A 17,059-nucleotide genomic window follows, 5' to 3' on the forward strand; every position below is an offset into this window, starting at 1 on the left:
CTCCCAGTGCGGTCGCGGGGGTCTTCGTCACTCCAGGAAACCGCTCGCTCACGCAGAGCGGTACGGTTGATCCGGCAGCCGTTTTTAAGAGCTTTAAGTTCTCGTCAGGGGCGGGGAGTCGAGGGCCGATGGGTACGCCGACATCGAACGCGGGACTGCAGCGCTTGTACCGGGAAACCGGCTGGACGCTGCGTCAGTTCGCCCAGGAGGTCAACCGCGTCGGCACGCAGCGCGGGACGCCCCTCAAGTACCGCGAACCGTCCGTGCATCAGTGGCTCAAGGGGCACTTGCCGCGTGTGGACGTTCGGCCGCTGATCGTCGAAGCGCTCGCGCGCAGGCTGCGGCGGCCTGTGACGCACGGTGAGGCGGGGTTTCCGTCGACGGCTGATCAGACCGATTTTCCGCCGCGTACCGTGGAAGGAATCGTCGACCTCGGGAGGCGCGATATGGACCCGTCCCGACGGGGAGTCCTGGGGGTAGCGCTCTTCTCCGTCGCCCTGACCGCGCCGAACTGGCCCGACGTGGTCGGGCGCATGGAAGCTGCCGGGACCGGTGCTGTTCAGCGCATCGGGATGTCCGAAGTGAACATGGTCATCGACATGACCGAGCGGATCTCTGACCTGGATGATCAGTTCGGCGGACGGCACGCGCGCCCCATGGCGGCGGCCTTCCTCGTCAACACGGTGACGCCGTACCTGCGGGCGGACGCGCCCGACGACGCACGGAGAGCGATGCTCTCGGCAGCCTCCGACCTGCTGTACCTGACCGGCTACATGGCCGTGGACGAGGGGCTGCACGGCCTCGCGCAGGACTACTACGTCAAAGCCCTGGAGCTGGCGGGCGCGGCTGAGGACCACCTCACGTACTGCACGACCCTGCGGGGCATGAGCGTGCAGGCGGTCGACCTGGGGCACGGGGCGAAGGCCCTGGAGCTTGGTGATGCAGCCGCGTCCGCATCACCGAAGGCAGGGCCCCGACTGCAGGCATTCATCGTGGGGCAGCAGGCGCATGCCGCAGCCCAGACCGGTGAGCGAACGGGTGCGTTGAAGTACATCCGGGAGGCAGAGGCGGCGATGGACCGGGCGGAGTCGCGCGGCAAGACCTTTGGTTCGTACGACCCCGCTGCGCTCAACTACCACATCAGTCAGGTCCGTTACGAACTCGGTGACAGAAACGGAGCCGTCGAAGCCATGCAGCAGGCGGACCGGCTCCGCCACAGCGTCTATCGGCGTACCCGCGTGCACCGACGTGCCCTGCTCGCCGAACGCCAATTGGAAATCGGCCACCTCGAAGCCGCCTGCACCACCTGGCATCAAGCCCTAGACGACTACCCCCTGGTCCAGTCCGGCCGCGCTGACGACCGCGTCAAGAGCATGTTCCGCCTCCTCCGCCCGCACCTGAAGAACAGCGCCGCCCGCGAACTCCACGAGCGCGCGCGGGCGGTGGCCCCCGCCTCACTCCTTGCCTGAGCCTCGCGCCCCTGTTCTCGCCCTCCGGGCTCGCCCCCGCGCCCCTTCGGGGGCACGCACGCCTCTTGCCTGACGCATCGTCAGCCTCGACGATGGGGCCCCAGCCAAGAAGTGACGCACCGTCAGAAGGGGCGAGGCATGGCGCTCGCGTACGGCATACAACTCCCCGTCCAGTCCCAGAGCACGCTCTACGCCGAACCCTGGGAAGCAGGCGCAGGCGCGGTCGATCTCGCGGAGATCGCAAGAACCGCCGACCGCTCCGGCTTCGCCTACATCGCCTGCTGCGACCACGTCGCGATCCCCCGTCGCCTCGCGGCGGCGATGAGCACCGTCTGGTACGACCCCGTCGCCACCCTCTCCTTCCTCGCCGGGATCACCGAGAACGTACGGCTGCTCAGCCACGTGGCCGTCGTCGGCCTGCGGCACCCGCTCGCGACGGCCAAGCAGTACGCCACGCTCGACCACCTCAGCGGCGGCCGGGTGATCCTCGGCGTCGGGGCCGGGCATGTGCGCGAGGAGTTCGACGCCCTCGGGTCGGACTTCGAGGGGCGCGGGGCCGTGCTCGACGAGACCGTCGACGCGCTGCGGGCCGCGCTCGGGGCGGAGGAGTATCCCGAACACCGCGGTGCGCGCTACGAGTTCAGCGGGCTCGGGCAGCGGCCCCGGCCCGCTCAGACACGGGTGCCGATCTGGGTCGGCGGATCCTCCGTGCCCGCCGTGCGCCGGGCGGCGATCCGCGGCGACGGCTGGCTGCCGCAGGGCGACCGGCGCACCGAACTGCCCGCGAAGATCGCCCGCATCCGGGAGCTGCGGGCCGAGGCCGGCATCGAGGAGCCGATGACCATCGGCACCATCGCCGAGCCGCTGTACGTGGGCCGGCCCGACTGGGAGGTCGGGCGGCGCACCCTCACCGGCAAGCCGGAGGAGCTCGTGGAGTCGCTGCGCGAGTACGGCGCGATGGGCGTGCAGCAGATCCAGGTCCGCTTCCGCAGCCGCTCCCGTACCGAACTCACCGACCAGATGGCCGCGTTCGGCGCGGAGGTCGGTCCGTACCTCAACGCCTGAGCAACGCCTGAGCAACGCCTGAGTCTCGTAGCGAACCACTGACATCACCTAGGAGTACCCATGGGCAAGCTGGACGGTCGTGTCGTCATCGTCACCGGGGCCGCGCGCGGCCAGGGCGAGCAGGAGGCGCGGCTCTTCGTGGAGGAGGGCGCGCGGGTCGTGCTCGCGGACGTGCTCGACGAGCAGGGCGAGGCCGTCGCCAAGGAGCTGGGCGAGCAGGCGCGGTACGTGCATCTCGACGTGAGCAGCGAGGAGGGCTGGACGGCCGCCGTGGCCGCTGCGAAGGACGCTTTCGGCAAGGTCGACGGGCTCGTCAACAACGCGGGGATCCTGCGGTTCAACGCCCTCGTGGACACGCCGCTCGACGAGTTCATGCAGGTCGTGAACGTCAACCAGGTGGGGTGTTTCCTGGGGATACGGGCCGTCGCGCCCGCGATCGCCGAGGCGGGCGGCGGCACGATCGTGAACACCGCCTCGTACACGGCCGTGACCGGGATGGCCGCCGTGGGGACGTACGCCGCGACCAAGCACGCCATCCTCGGCCTCACCCGGGTCGCCGCCCTGGAGCTGGCGGACAGCGGGATCCGGGTCAACGCGGTCTGCCCCGGCGCCATCGACACCGCCATGTCCAACCCGGCGCAGCTGGACCCGGACGCCGACGCCTCGGAGATGTCGGCGGCGCTCGACGAGCTGTACCGGAAGCTCGTGCCGCTCGGCCGGGTGGGGCGGCCGCGCGAGGTGGCCGACCTGGCGCTCTTCCTGTCCAGCGGGGACTCCTCGTACATCACTGGGCAGCCGTTCGTGATCGACGGCGGGTGGCTGGCCGGGGTGAGCATCGTCTGACCCGCCCCCCAGTGACGGTGCCTGACGTGCCGCCAGGTATTGACGGCTTCCGGATGCGGTGGAAAAGTCGACCGCATCATCACCTGACGATGTGTCAGAAACTTTAGAGGCGGTGAACCTCCTTGGAATTCGGGCTCTTTGTTCAGGGATACGTCGGCAAGCGCGCCGAGACCGACCCCCTCGCCGAGCACAAGGCGCTGATGGAGGAGACCGAGTACGTCATCCAGGCGGACCGGTCCGGCTTCAAGTACGCCTGGGCGTCGGAGCATCACTTCCTGGAGGAGTACTCGCACCTCTCCGCGAACGACGTCTTCCTCGGCTACCTCGCACACGCCACCGAGCGGATCCACCTCGGCTCCGGGATCTTCAACCCGCTCGCGCAGGTCAACCACCCGGTGAAGGTCGCCGAGAAGGTCGCCATGCTCGACCATCTCTCCGAGGGGCGGCACGAGTTCGGCTCCGGGCGCGGGGCCGGCTCGCACGAGATCCTCGGATTCATGCCCGGCATCACGGACATGAACTTCACCAAGGAGGTGTGGGAGGAGACCATCGCCGAGTTCCCCAAGATGTGGCTCCAGGAGGAGTACCAGGGGTTCCAGGGCAAGCACTGGTCGCTGCCGCCGCGCAAGATCCTCCCCAAGCCGTACGGCAAGTCCCACCCCGCGATGTGGTACGCCGCCGGCTCCCCGTCCTCGTACGCGATGGCGGCGAAGAAGGGGCTCGGGGTGCTGGGCTTCAGTGTGCAGAAGGTGTCCGACATGGAGTGGGTCCTCGAGCAGTACAAGGGCGCGATCAAGGACGCCGAGCCGGTCGGGGACTACGTCAACGACAACGTGATGGTGACGTCGACAGCGATCTGCGCGCCCACGCACGCGGAGGCGGTGCGGATCGCCGCGCAGGGCGGGCTGAACTATCTGCAGTCCCTTGTCTTCCGCTACCACGACACGTTCCCCCGGCCCGAGGGGTTTCCGGTGTGGCCCGAGACGCTGCCCGAGTTCAACGAGGAGATCGTCGAACTCCTCATCGCCGAGGAGCTGTTGATCTGCGGGGATCCGGACGAAGTGCTCGCGCAGTGCCGGAGGTGGGAGCAGGCGGGGGCGGACCAGTTGTCGTTCGGGCTGCCTATCGGGATCTCCAAGGCTGACACCTTGCAGACGATCCGTCTGGTGGGGGAGCACGTGATTCCCCGGATCGATACGGATCCGGTCCACCGGACGACCCGCTTCCGCCAGGCGGCGTAGGCCTTCTTCCCCTCCCCGCCCCTTCCCGAAAGCCTCCGGCGGTGGTCGATCGGCTTTCCCGCCGTCGTGGTCGCTCGCGCAGTTCCCCGCGCCCCTAATCGGGCCCCGAAAAGGGGCGCGGGGAACTGCGCGACCAGCCACGACGGCGCGGCAGCCAAGAGACGACCGGGGGTCCGGGGGCGTAGCCCCAGGGCCGACCGCAGGTCTTTCGGGAAGGGGCGGGGTGGGGGAGAAGAAGCGCGGGGTCGTCGGACTTCCCGGACCGGCTCGCCCCGTACCTGTCCCGGCCGGAGGCCCCCGCGGCGCCCCCGGCCGGGACAGAGCCACGTACGCGTGCGAGCGCCGCCGGGACAGAGCCACGTACGCGCACGAGTACCGCCGGGACAGAGCCACGTAGCCGTACGAGCGCCGCCGGGACAGAGCCAGAAGAAGCGAACCACACCGAAAGGGACGCCATGCTCGACCACCTCATCAAGGGCGCGACCGTCGTCGACGGGACCGGCGCCCCCGCGTACCGGGCGGACCTCGGCATCCGGGACGGCCGGATCGCCGTGATCGCCGAGCCCGGCACCGTCACCGAAGAGGCCCGCAGCAGCGAGGACGCCACCGGCAAGGTGCTCGCGCCCGGCTTCGTCGACCCGCACACGCACTACGACGCCCAGCTGTTCTGGGACCCGTACGCCACCCCCTCCCTCAACCACGGCGTGACCACCGTCGCGGGCGGCAACTGCGGGTTCACGCTCGCCCCGCTCAACCCGGAGCGGCCCGGCGACGCCGACTACACGCGCCGCATGATGTCCAAGGTCGAGGGCATGTCCCTGGTCGCCCTGGAGGAGGGCGCGCCGTGGAACTGGTCCGGGTTCGGCGAGTACCTGAACGCGCTCGACGGGCGGATAGCCGTCAACGCCGGGTTCATGGTGGGGCATTGCGCCCTGCGCCGGTACGTGATGGGCGAGGACGCGGTCGGCGGGAAGCCCACCGAAGAGCAGCTGCAGGCCATGCTCGATCTCTTCCACCAGGCCATGGACGAGGGCGCCTGGGGGCTGTCCACCACGCAGTCCTCCACGCACTCCGACGGCGACGGGCAGCCCGTCGCCTCCCGGCACGCGGACGCGGAGGAGCTGCTCGCCCTGTCCCGGGCGGTCGCCGAGCACGAGGGCACGCAGCTGGAGGCGATCGTCGCGGGCTGCCTCGACCAGTTCAGCGACGACGAGATCGATCTGTTCGTGGAGATGTCCGCTGCGGCCGGGCGGCCGCTGAACTGGAATGTGCTGACCATCGACGCGGCCGTGCCCGAGCGCGTCCCGCGGCAGCTCGTGCCGAGCGAGCGGGCCCGTAAGGCCGGGGGCCGGATCGTCGCCCTGACCATGCCGATCCTCACGCCGATGAACATGTCCCTCGGCACGTTCTGCGCCCTCAACCTGATCCCCGGCTGGGGCGACATCCTCGGCCTGCCCGTGCCCGAGCGGATCGCCAAGCTCCGCGACCCGGACGTACGGGCGGAGATGCTGCGGCGCGCGGACTCCAAGGAGGCGGGCGTCTTCCGGCGGCTCGCGGACTTCGGGCGGTACGTCATCGGCGACACGTACAGCGCCGAGAACGAGGGCCTCAGCGGCCGGGTCGTACGGGACATCGCGGCCGAGCGCGGGCAGGACCCGTTCCAGTGCCTGGTCGAGATCTGCGCCAACGACGAGCTGCGTACGGTCCTCTGGCCGATGCCGCCGGACAACGACCCGGCGTCGTGGGAGCTGCGCCGGCAGACCTGGGAGCACGAGGACGTCATGCTCGGCGGCTCCGACGCGGGCGCGCATCTGGACCGCATGTGCGGGGCCCCGTACACGACGAGGTTCATCGGGGACTGTCTGCGCGGCCGGAAGCTGACCTCCCTGGAGCAGGCCGTGAAGATGCTGACGGACGACCCGGCGCGGCTCTTCGGCCTGGTCGACCGGGGCCGGATCGCCGAGGGCTACCACGCGGACCTCGTCCTCTTCGACCCGGAGCGGATCGACGCGGGCAAGGCGACCCTCGTCCACGACCTGCCGGGCGACAGCCCGCGCCTCGACTCGAAGGCGATCGGCGTGAACGCGGTGTGGGTCAACGGCGTCGAGGCGATCCGCGAGGACGTGGTGACCGGCGCGGTCCCCGGCAAGGTGCTGCGCTCCGGAACCGACACCAGGACGGTGAGCACCAAGTGACCTCCCAAGTGCCCCTGAAGCAGAGCCTGTTCGTCGGCGGTGAGTGGGTCGAGCCGGACGGCGGGCACTACGAAGTGGTGAACCCGGCGAGCGAGGAGGTCGTGGGGCTCGCCCCGGAGGCCTCGCGCGCACAGGTGCACGCGGCGGCGGCCGCGGCCCGGGAGGCCTTCGACGGCTGGTCACGGACGAGCCCCGAGGACCGGGCCCGCATCCTCGACAAGGCCGCCGAGCTGATCCAGCGGGACGCGGCCGAATCGACCCTCCTCGCCCAGGCCGAGACCGGCGCGACGACCGGCACGGCCCGCGGTATGCAGGTCGCGGTGGGCGCGGCCCGGTTCCGGCGGTACGCGAAGGGCGCCCTGGAGCCGGTCGAGGAGGCGCTGCCGCCGCAGATCGCGGAGGCCGGTCCGATGGGCCCGGCGAGTGTGCTCGGCGCGCTCGCGGTACGGCAGCCGGTCGGGGTGGTCACCTGCATCACGTCGTACAACAACCCGTGGGCCAACCCGGCGGGCAAGGTCGCGCCGGCGCTCGCGATGGGCAACACCGTGGTCGTGAAGCCGGCCCCGCAGGACCCGCTTTCGGTGTTCCGGATGGCGCGGGCCCTTGAGGAGGCGGGCGTGCCGCGCGGCGTCGTGAACGTCGTGTCCGGCACGGCGGTGGACGTCGGCGAGGCGGCCGTGGGCGCCCCGGACGTCGACATGGTCAGCTTCACCGGCTCCACCTCGGTCGGACAGCGCATCGCCGAGGTGTGCGGCCGCGGCATGAAGCGGCAGCTGATGGAGCTGGGCGGCAAGGGCGCGGCGCTGGTGATGGACGACGCCGACCTTGACAGCGCGGTGCGCGGCATCGGCACCACGTACGCCTTCTACAGCGGGCAGATCTGCACGGCGCCGACGCGGGTCCTCGCGCAGCGCGGGATCTACGAGCAGCTGATCGAGAAGCTGGCCGGCTACATCGGCTACCTGAAGGTCGGCGACCCGACGGCCAAGGGCACGGTCGTCGGCCCGGTGATCTCGGCCGCGCACCGGGACCGCGTCGAGTCGTACGTGGAGCTCGGGCGGAAGGAGGGCGCGCGGGTGGTCGCGGGCGGCGAGCGGCCGGACCTGGGCCGCGGCTTCTATGTCGCCCCCACCCTGCTCGCCGACTGCACCAACGACATGCGGGTCGCGCGTGAGGAGATCTTCGGCCCCGTGGTCGTGGTGATCCCCTTCGATGACGAGGAAGAAGGGGTGCGGCTCGCCAACGACAGCGACTACGGCCTGATCGACTACGTCTGGTCCGGCGACGTGGCCCGCGCCTTCCGGCTCGCCCGCAGGCTGCGCGCCGGGGGCGTGGGCGTGAACACCGTCGGCCGGAACATGGAGGCACCGTTCGGCGGGTTCAAGCAGTCCGGGGTGGGCCGGGATGTCGGCTCATACGCACTGCACGCTTACAGCGAGTTGCAGTCGATCGTCTGGCCGGGGTGACGGGAGCACCGGGAACAGCCGCACGGGAAAATTTTGAAACGGACATTTAGGGCGCTCCTGCGGTTCCCGCATTGTGGAATCGCAGGAGTAAACCTAGATGCGGTGGGTTACCGCGCGTAATTGACCTTTGAATCAATGGTCGACTTCCGCTTTGCCTTGCTCAAATCAAGGATCGTTGCCCGGAGTTACAACTTCCGGATGTGGAAACCGCAGCACTTAACGTCCTGTTCATGACGCAGTTGGAAACCCGCCCCGAGGGCGGAGACACGGTACGGGGCGTGACCGAGGCCGGAAACGGTGTGCGCTCCAAGGGGCTCGGCGGGAACTCCGTCGGACTCGTCGGCAGTGCCGTCATCGGCATCTCGACCGTCGCCCCGGTCTACTGCCTCACCTCGACGCTCGGCTCGACGGCCGGCGAGGTGGGCGTGCAGATGCCCGCCGTCTTCCTGGCCGGATTCCTGCCGATGCTGCTCGTGGCGTTCGCCTACCGCGAGCTGAACAAGGCGATGCCGGACTGCGGCACCTCCTTCACCTGGACCGTGAAGGCCTTCGGCCCGCGCGTCGGATGGATGTGCGGCTGGGGCCTGGTGATCGCCACGATCATCGTGCTCTCCAACCTCGCGGGCGTCGCCACCTCGTACTTCTGGCTGCTCGCCGGTGAGGTCACCGGCAGCGAGTCCATCGCGGCGCTCGACGACAGCAAGCCGGTGCACATCGTCACCTGCCTCCTCCTGATCGCCGCCGCCACCGCCATCAGCTACCGCGGCATGACCGCCACGAAGGGCGTGCAGTACGCCCTCGTCGGCCTGCAGCTCGTGGTCCTCGCCGTCTTCGTCGTCATGGCCCTCCAGAAGGCGGGCAGCGGCGAGTTCGACACCGGGCTCGACTTCTCCTGGTCCTGGCTCAACCCCTTCGCGGTGCAGTCCTTCGCCGCCTTCACCGCCGGCCTCTCCCTCTCGATCTTCATGTTCTGGGGCTGGGACGCCTGCCTCACCGCCAACGAGGAGACCTCCGGCAGCGAGAAGACGCCCGGCCGGGCCGCGCTCATCGCGATGGTCGTGCTCGTCGGCTCCTACCTGGCCACCGGCATCGCCGCGCAGATGGCGGTCGGCGCGGGCGGCAAGGGCCTCGGCCTCGGCAACCCGGACACGTCCGACAACGTCTTCGCCGCGCTCGCCGGACCGGTCATGGGTCCGATGCTCGGCATCCTGCTCTTCGTCGCCGTCCTCGCCTCGGCGGCGGCCAGCCTGCAGACCACGTTCATCCCGGTCGCCCGCACGGTCCTCGCGATGTCCACGTACGAGGCCCTGCCGCCGTCGTACGCCCGTGTCCACCCGAAGTTCAAGACCCCGGGCCGCGCGACGATCGTGGCGGGCGTCGCCACGGGCGCGTTCTACACGGTGATGACCCTGGTCAGCGAGCACGTCCTGGTCGACACGATCTACGCGCTCGGCCTCATGATCTGCTTCTACTACGCCCTCACCGCGTTCGCCTGCGCCTGGTACTTCCGCCGCGAGCTCACCCGCTCGGCGCGGGACCTCGTCTACAAGGGCCTCTTCCCGATCCTCGGCGGGGTGCTCCTGACGGCGGTCTTCGGCAAGACGCTGTACGACATGTGGGACCCGGCGTACGGCAGCGGCTCGTCGGTCTTCGGGGTCGGCTCGGTCTTCGTGATCGGGGTGGGGCTGCTTGCCCTCGGGTTGGTCATCATGATCGCCACGGAGCGGAAGAGCCCGGCGTTCTTCCGGGGCGAGGTCCTGACGAAGGAGACCCCGGCGCTCGTCGTCGAGGACTGACCCCGGGGGGCTCCGCCCCGGTCGTTGTTCGACTGCTGCGCCGTCGTGGCTGATCGCGCAGTTCCCCGCGCCCTTGAAGAAAAAGCAGTCGGCCCCGTCGCACCCAACTGGAGGGTGCGGCGGGGCCGTTGTCGTGCTCGGCGTGGACTACGACCACCCCGAATTTTTCATGTCACACCGTGACATAAAAAATTCACACCCTAGGCCGGGCGGCGCGGGGAGAGTTCCGCCATCTCGCCCCAGCCCTGCGCCTCCGGGATCTCCACGTTGATGATCTCCGGGGTGGAGGCGATCGCGTCGGCCATCGCCTCGAGGCCCGCCTTGAAGTGGTCGGACTGGACGTGGGCCGCGCCCGCGTCCCCGTCCGCGAAGGCTTCGAGCAGCACGAACTGGTTCGGGTCGTCCACGCTCCGGGACCAGTCGAAGAACAGGTTGCCCGGCTCGGCGCGGGTCGCGGTGGTGAAGTCGGCGACGAGGTCCAGCCACTCGTCGGCACGGTCGGCGTGCACGGTGAAACGTACGGCGATGAAAATCATGGCCCCAGGCTGCCGCGCAGGGGCGGGCGGTGCCAAATCAGGCCCACCCGGTCCAACCGGTCCAACCGGCCCAACCAGTCCGCCCGGCCCGCCCGGTCCGCCCGGTCCGCGGCGGCTCAGGCGGCCGGCGTCGTGGCCGCGTCCACGACCAGCCAGATGGCGATGCCCACGTAGAGGATGACGCCGATGGCGATGCCGAGGTGGTTGAGCAGCTTGACTTTCTCCTTCTTCTTGTCGTGCGCCGACCAGCGCCAGCACATGACCGTGATGGCGATGCCGACCAGCACATAGGCCATGGTCAGCAGGTGTAGTTTGCCCAGCATCGTGAAGCCCGCGGTGGCGGGCATGAGCCCGCTGAGCTTGCCCCAGTTGACCAGGACCGCGAACAGGGACGCGCCCAGGGCGGTGATCCTCCCGGCGAACGCGCTGGTCTCGGCGGAGGTCAGCAGGAACGTCAGCAGCGTGATGAAGAAGACGATGAAGATCGGCCCGGCCAGCTCCCAGAAGACCTTGGTGTCCGCGCTCGCGACCTTGATGTGCAGCACCGCCTCGCTGAAGTCGGAGCTCGCCCCGGTGGAGTTGGACCGGTCACCGAAGTCGGTGGCGTAGTTCCGGGTCTCGGTCGTCACCCAGAAGTCCTGGATGTCCCACCGGGGCACGTCGATGTCGGGGCTGAAGCCGATCTGGCCCTTCTCCTTGTCCGGGACCATCCGGACCTTGTTCTCGTTCTGCAGCGCGGCGACCGTGATGTCCAGGACGTGCTCGTCGAACGGGAAGGTCCTCCGGTCGAAGTGGTGACGGAACCTCCCGTCGAACCCGATCAGCGTGTAGTAGCCGTCCTTGACCTTCGTCTGCTCCGGCTCGCTCTTCCACGGGCTGTAGCCCTGCGGGAACGTGGCGGTCGCCAGCGGGTCCGCCTCCTTGGTCGGGCACAGGGACCACATCCACACCCTGACGGAGAACTCGTTCGACTCCGGATGGACGTCGTAGAGATCGGTCAGATACGCCCCGACCTCGCACTCAGGGGCCTTCGCCGCCCGGCCGCTCCCGAGGGAGATGCGTTTCTCGCCGTTCTCGGCCCGCTCCCAGGGCGGGGCCTCGGGCGTCCGGTCCGCGGTCAGCGCGTGCACCGCGCCCGCGGACAGGAACAGGGCCAAGCAGACGCACAGGGCGCCGAGCAGTCTCCGTGAGACGCGGCTCGCCAGCATCACCGACTCGCTTTCGTCGCCGGGCGCCGGGGTGCCGTCGGAAGGGGGACGCCCTGGGACGATCTTCTCCGCCGCGTGGCCGTCCGCCCTGGTGAGCGGGGCGGACTACGGCCGGACGGGTGAGAGTCTCACGCCTCCCCCGGAAGCGGTGACCGCCTCACGCCTCCCCCAGGAACACCGGGTTCGTGAACGCCGCCAGCGCGCCCGGCAGGCCCGGTGTCGTCGCCGGGTGCCGGATCTCCGCCCGTACGTACGAGGCGTACGCGGGTGTCGTCCGCCACTCCGCGCTGCCCGCGCCCGACTCCGGAAGCGCGGGCCCCGTGAACAGCACGCCCTGGTCCGTGACGAGGCGGATCGCGCAGCCCGGTGCGCCCGTGACCGCCACGCGGACCGAGACCGGGGCGTCGCGGTCGACGGGGAGCCGCTCGCCGATGCCCGCCCGCAGGCCGCGCCCGCCGGTGGCGGAGAACTCCACGGAGACGGCGGCCGACTCGGCGACATAGCTGTGCCCCGCCCTGAGCCCCGCGAGGATCGCCGTACGGCTCAACTCCTCGGCGAGGACGACGGTTTGGGGGCCGCCGATGCGGTCCGGGTCGCGGTGCGCGTCGCTGCTGCCCATCGCCGGGAGCCAGCGGCCGCCGCCCGCCGCTTGCAGGGCGGAGTCCCAGTCGGCGAGCGACACCTCGTCGTCGGGCGTGTACGGGCCGTTCCACACCTCCACCGCGTCGGCCTCGCCGAAGCCGAACTTCCAGTTGCAGCCGATGCAGGTGGCGTGCGGGTGGGCGGGCACGACGAGGCCGCCCGCGCGGCGGATCGCGTCGGCGTAGTGGCCGAAGCGGTTGTCGCGGGCCCGGTAGCGCCAGTCGACGAACGTGCCGGGATCGGTGCCGAGCGCCACCACGTGCCCGTTGCGCGTGGTGACCTCCTCGCCGAGCAGGATCAGCAGGTCGTCGCCCGCGTGCTCGGCCCAATGGGCGTGCGCGGACTGGGTGTTGTGCTCCGCGCTGTTGATGAAGTCCAGGCCGGCCTCGCGGGCCAGGGCGGCGATCTCGGCGGGTGTGCGGCGGCCGTCCGAGTACCAGGAGTGGATGTGGCAGTCGCCCCGGTACCAGGCCCGGCCCCGGCCCCGCGCACGCTCCGGCGGGTAGCTCGGCCGCGGCGTGACCCCCGGCTCGCCGTACCGCAGCGTCACTGTGATCTCGTACGCGAGGCCCTCCGGCGCGACCGTGTACGGGCCGAGCGCGACATGCCAGACGCCGGGGCGGATACGGCCCGGCAGGTAGCCGGGCGTCGCGGCGTCGGCGCGGACGAAGAACTCGCTGCGCGCACCCCCCGACCAGCCGCGGAAGCCCGCGCCGCCGAGGTCCGTGCCGCGCTCGTCGAAGAGGCCGATGTCGAGCGCGTTGCCCGGCGTACCGGGCGGCACGGCCGGTTTGTCGTAGCGGTACGAGACGTGCAACTCCCGTACGCCGTCCGGGACTTCGACCGGCACGTAGACGAAGTCCGGGGAGCCGGCGGGCAGGGTGCCGCGCACGGTCCGCGTCTCGTCGCCCTGTCGTTCCTGACCGTTCTCGGCGCTCGCGAAGCTCACGCCGTTCAACGTAAGCGCGGTCGCGGCCGAGGTCACGAGCAGCGCGCGTCTGCCGATGCCGTTCAGGTGGTTCTCGTCCTTGCACATGGCGGCTCCCCAGGGGCGGACGGTGCGAAGTGGCGTACGCAACCCTGGTATTGAGCCGTGAACGGGACGGCAAGGGAAGGGGGCGGTACGGGCACGGGCGCCCGTACCGCCGGAGTCGGAGTCGTCAGGCCTCGGTGGTCGCCTCGGCCTCGGCGCCCTCGGGGATGCTGTCCATGAACGAGCTCACGGAGAACACCGCACGCCCCGGGCCCGCCGGACCGTAGCCGGGCGGCGAGGTCAGGCCGAACTCCTCCAGGCTCGCGCGGTAGGTCTCCAGGAGCCGGATGTGGTACTCCAGCGGCGCGCCCTGCGGGTTGGCCTTGCCGAGCGGGGTCGTCGGCTCCGGGCACCAGGTGGTGAAGCGGGGGACGACACCGTTCGACATGAAGAAGCGCAGGCCCTCGTGGGTGGAGGCGATGGCCTCGTCCACGGTCTGGAAGCCGAACGGCTCGGCCATCTCCACACCGGCCACGAAGTTCGGGATGACGTTCCGCGCCCCGAACACCTCGGTCGAGTCGAGGATCCGCTTGTGCCACTCCTCGCGGCCGACGTAGCGCTCCTTGCCGGGGCAGTACAGCTCGAAGAGCCGCTTGTCCCAGACCTCGAAGTTCGGGTGGTAGATCTGGATGCCGTAGTCGTGGAACCGCTTCACGTCGTCAAGGGGCAGCGCCTGCGCGACGACCTTGCCGATCCAGCGGCGCGGAAACGTCTCCTCGATGGCCTTGGCGTAGCTGCCGTAGAAGTCGGCCTCGTCCTTGCCGCCGACCTTCGAGGTGATCGAGCCGCCGGTCAGCGTGTATGCGGTGGAGGCCTTGGCGGTGTCGTACTTGTCGATGATCTCGAGCGCTTCGAGGATCTCGTCGGACGGCTTCACACCCGTGTACGGCCGGCCCGCGGCCTTGTGCTGGCGCCAGTTGTGGTTGATGTCGCAGTACTGGCACTCCTCCTTGGCGCCGAAGTACTGGCACACCCGGAAGACGGTCAGGTAGATCAGGTAGCCCCACTGGATCGTCGGGGCCACCTCCATCACGGACTTCCCGTTGGACAGCTTGTGCCGGTAGTACTCGGGCATCGGCGGCAGGCCGACGTCCGAGATCCGCTTCCCGTCGAGGTAAAGGCCGAGCGAGCCGTCCTCGCCGCCCTTCACGCGGTACGGCGAATCGGGGTTGACCCGGACCGACACGACGGTGCGACGCAGCTCGTACGGCCCGCCCGTCAGCACGATCTCCTCCGGCGGCCGGTTCAGGGCGGCCTGGCCGAGCTCGGGCAGGGTGCGGTGGTCGAAGGAGAAGATGAAGTACGACTTCGGCTTGACGTCACCGCCGGACCCGTCGGCGCCGCCGGACAGCGCCGACTCGTCGAAGGCCATGCCGCCGCGCAGCAGGTCCTCCTTGATCACGGCTTCCCGCGGCACATGCGGGAAGCGTTCCATCAGGTCTTCGACTAGTGCGGTGCGGCTTGGGGTCGTCTCCATGTCCTCATTGGACCAGAGTCGTCCTGCGGGGTGCGTGCAGGGGGGCGGGCTTCCGGCTTCGTCGTGATTATGTCGCCAGGGACATATAGAGTGGTGGTGTGACTCTGCTCTACGCGGTCGAGATCGAACCCGAGGTGCGGGCTTGGCTGGAAGCGCTTCCCGCCCGCCAATTCCTCAAGATCGACGAGTACGTCGGCCTGCTTGCCGAGCATGCGACGACGCTGGGGGAGCCGTTCGCCCGACACCTCGGGGACGGCGTACGCGAGCTTCGCCCTACGCTCGACGGGGCCGCGATACGCATCACGTACTGGCTGACGCCTCATCGCACGGCCGTGCTGCTGACCGTGTTCCGCAAGACGCGCATGAGCGAAGATGCCGAGGTGGAGCGGGCGAAACGTGCGCAGAGGGTCTGCGCCGCCGAGCACGGCCCCGCGCACGACGACTTTGTGAGAGTGATCGGGAAGGGAGAGGTCTGACATGGCACACAGTCGATGGAAGACACAGCGGGAGCGCCGACCCGCGGAGCCCGACGATGTGGCCGAGGTGCGCCACGAGATCCGGATGTCGATGGCCCTCGCTCAGGCCGTGTACGCGCGACGTACCGAACTGGGTCTGACACAGACCGAGTTGGCAGGCCGAGCGGGCCTGACGCAGGCGAAGATCTCCCGCATCGAGGGCTCCGACACCGTGCCGACCCTGCCTCTGCTGACGAAGCTGGCCCGAGCGCTTGACGCCTCCCTCAACATCGCCCTCGACGGTGACGACACCGAGGTCACGTTCACGGCCCACCGGCACGACGCGGCATGAGCGAGGCCGACCGGCTCAGGCCGGGGGACGGACTCGTCGGCGACGAGGTGGCGAAGCGGCTGCGCGCCGACCGGGAGGTCGCCCGGCGGAACATGGGGGTCGACGTCAGCGACGAGGAGTTCGATCGCGCACCCGACATCCTCGGCAACATCTACAACATCGCCGCAGAGAGGCTGCGGGCCGCGCGGGGTGCGGAAGGCTGATGATGCCGGCCGATCCCACCGCGCACGGCCATGGCGCCGCGTGACGCGGCTCAGGCGGCCGGGTGCAGGGGCCGGGCGGTCAGGTAGGAGCCCGGGAGGGCGTCCTCGCTCTCCGTCCAGTCCGGGTCGTACGCGCAGGCGGAGCCGGTGCGGCCGCTGAAGTGCTCGACCTCCGGGTACCAGGTGAAGCTCACGCCCTGGTCCTCGCCCTTCTCGGCCGCCAGCTCCCAGTCGTCGTCCAGCTTGTTGTGCCCGTACTCCGTGATGGTCCAGCCCTCGTTCTTGAGGTGCTCGCGGAGCCTGCGCAGAGTCGCCAGGGCGCGGTCCTTCCGCACGTCCGGCACACTCCACTCGTGGTGCAGCGAGTACGCTCCGTCCTCGGCCTCGTCCGCCATGCTCTCCAGGCCGTCCGGGTAACAGAAGTCCGCCTCAAGGGTGTTCACCGGCTCGGAGCCGAACCTGCCGTCCTCCTCGCCTTCGGGCAGTCGGCGTTCGAACCCGGCCACTTCGTACATCTCCTGCGCCCGGTCCGCGATCCGCTCGGCCGCCTGCTCGGGCCGGACCGTTGGATAGTCCTCCGGTGCCGACCGCTGGGCCATGAACGTGATGACGTAGACGAGGAAGATCACCAGCGGGACGGCGACCATCGCCGCGCAGCCGATCGCGACGCCCTTCACGGCGTTCACGGCGGCCGGGGCCTCCTCCGCAGGAGTAGCGGCGGCCAACTGCGGTTGTTCGTGCGGGTCTTCGGTCGCGTTCATGACCGCAACCTACGGCCAGGTCATTCCCCGCGCCCGAGTACCCGTGCTCACCCCGCCCCCGCGCGGCTACTCACCCGCGTTCATTCCTCAACCGCGTGTGCAACTCCCCATACGCACCGCCCCCTCCCACCTGCGCACCCCGCTCGTATCCTCGGGGGATGACGGATCAGCAGGCAGCCCCGAGTCCGCAGCCGCCCACCGCCAACTCCATGCGCCGCGCGCTCAAGCGTGCCCGGGACGGGGTCGCGCTCGATGTGTCCGAGGCGGCCGTGTTGTTGCAGGCGCGGGGTGACGATCTGGAGGATCTCGCTGCTTCG

At 69.9% G+C, this 17,059-nt stretch carries 15 protein-coding genes; 10 read left to right on the forward strand and 5 right to left on the reverse strand.

Features of this window, described 5'->3' with window-relative positions:
* The first annotated feature begins 128 nt into the window (after positions 1 to 128).
* The 7 genes from QIS96_RS36600 to QIS96_RS36630 all read left to right on the forward strand — a co-directional run bounded on the left by QIS96_RS36600 (position 129) and on the right by QIS96_RS36630 (position 10,075).
* Entirely contained in the window at positions 129 to 1,469 is a 1,341-nt protein-coding gene (locus tag QIS96_RS36600; protein ID WP_282547212.1) for a tetratricopeptide repeat protein, read from the forward strand.
* 138 nt (positions 1,470 to 1,607) lie between these two features.
* Positions 1,608 to 2,534, forward strand: coding sequence for a TIGR03619 family F420-dependent LLM class oxidoreductase (locus tag QIS96_RS36605; protein ID WP_282547199.1), 927 nt, complete (start codon positions 1,608 to 1,610; stop codon positions 2,532 to 2,534).
* A gap of 60 nt (positions 2,535 to 2,594) precedes the next feature.
* Entirely contained in the window at positions 2,595 to 3,377 is a 783-nt protein-coding gene (locus QIS96_RS36610; RefSeq protein WP_282547200.1) for an SDR family NAD(P)-dependent oxidoreductase, read from the forward strand.
* Between the two features lie 122 nt (positions 3,378 to 3,499).
* Positions 3,500 to 4,618, forward strand: coding sequence for an LLM class flavin-dependent oxidoreductase (locus QIS96_RS36615; protein ID WP_282547201.1), 1,119 nt, complete (start codon positions 3,500 to 3,502; stop codon positions 4,616 to 4,618).
* 455 nt (positions 4,619 to 5,073) lie between these two features.
* Positions 5,074 to 6,813, forward strand: coding sequence for an N-acyl-D-amino-acid deacylase family protein (locus QIS96_RS36620; protein WP_349017439.1), 1,740 nt, complete (start codon positions 5,074 to 5,076; stop codon positions 6,811 to 6,813).
* A complete protein-coding gene (locus tag QIS96_RS36625) occupies positions 6,810 to 8,279 on the forward strand; it encodes an aldehyde dehydrogenase family protein (protein WP_282547202.1) in 1,470 nt (489 codons plus the stop codon). Before QIS96_RS36620 ends, QIS96_RS36625 begins: the two co-directional genes overlap by 4 nt.
* A 230-nt stretch (positions 8,280 to 8,509) precedes the next feature.
* A complete protein-coding gene (locus QIS96_RS36630; RefSeq protein WP_282547203.1) occupies positions 8,510 to 10,075 on the forward strand; it encodes an APC family permease in 1,566 nt (521 codons plus the stop codon).
* A gap of 200 nt (positions 10,076 to 10,275) precedes the next feature.
* Here the strand turns inward: QIS96_RS36630 and QIS96_RS36635 are convergent, their stop codons facing one another.
* The 4 genes from QIS96_RS36635 to QIS96_RS36650 form a co-directional block, all read right to left on the reverse strand.
* A complete protein-coding gene (locus QIS96_RS36635) occupies positions 10,276 to 10,611 on the reverse strand; it encodes a putative quinol monooxygenase (RefSeq protein ID WP_282547204.1) in 336 nt (111 codons plus the stop codon).
* 116 nt (positions 10,612 to 10,727) lie between these two features.
* On the reverse strand, positions 10,728 to 11,819 hold the full coding sequence (locus tag QIS96_RS36640; protein ID WP_282547205.1) for a ligand-gated ion channel: 1,092 nt from the start codon (positions 11,817 to 11,819) through the stop codon (positions 10,728 to 10,730).
* A gap of 157 nt (positions 11,820 to 11,976) precedes the next feature.
* Positions 11,977 to 13,497, reverse strand: coding sequence for a CehA/McbA family metallohydrolase (locus QIS96_RS36645; RefSeq protein ID WP_282547206.1), 1,521 nt, complete (start codon positions 13,495 to 13,497; stop codon positions 11,977 to 11,979).
* A 124-nt stretch (positions 13,498 to 13,621) separates the two neighbouring features.
* Complete coding sequence (locus QIS96_RS36650; RefSeq protein WP_282547207.1) at positions 13,622 to 14,971, reverse strand: radical SAM protein; 1,350 nt, start codon at positions 14,969 to 14,971, stop codon at positions 13,622 to 13,624.
* 98 nt (positions 14,972 to 15,069) lie between these two features.
* Here QIS96_RS36650 and QIS96_RS36655 point away from each other — a divergent pair, with 98 nt between their 5' ends.
* From QIS96_RS36655 to QIS96_RS36665, 3 genes are read left to right on the forward strand one after another with little or no spacing between them, the layout of a single operon-like run.
* Positions 15,070 to 15,447 (forward strand): type II toxin-antitoxin system RelE/ParE family toxin, encoded by a 378-nt coding sequence (locus QIS96_RS36655; RefSeq protein WP_282547208.1) that lies wholly within the window; start codon positions 15,070 to 15,072, stop codon positions 15,445 to 15,447.
* Between the two features lies 1 nt (position 15,448).
* Positions 15,449 to 15,778: a helix-turn-helix domain-containing protein gene (locus tag QIS96_RS36660; RefSeq protein WP_282547209.1), complete on the forward strand. Its 330-nt coding sequence runs from the start codon at positions 15,449 to 15,451 to the stop codon at positions 15,776 to 15,778.
* The gene (locus tag QIS96_RS36665) at positions 15,775 to 15,981 is read left to right on the forward strand and encodes a hypothetical protein (RefSeq protein WP_282547210.1); all 207 of its coding nucleotides are present in this window, start codon (positions 15,775 to 15,777) and stop codon (positions 15,979 to 15,981) included. Before QIS96_RS36660 ends, QIS96_RS36665 begins: the two co-directional genes overlap by 4 nt.
* 50 nt (positions 15,982 to 16,031) lie before the next feature.
* Here QIS96_RS36665 and QIS96_RS36670 read toward each other — a convergent pair whose 3' ends face one another.
* Positions 16,032 to 16,742, reverse strand: coding sequence for a hypothetical protein (locus QIS96_RS36670; protein ID WP_282547211.1), 711 nt, complete (start codon positions 16,740 to 16,742; stop codon positions 16,032 to 16,034).
* Positions 16,743 to 17,059 lie beyond the last annotated feature (317 nt).

This window comes from Streptomyces cavernicola (assembly GCF_029968035.1).
GTDB lineage: Bacteria > Actinomycetota > Actinomycetes > Streptomycetales > Streptomycetaceae > Streptomyces > Streptomyces cavernicola.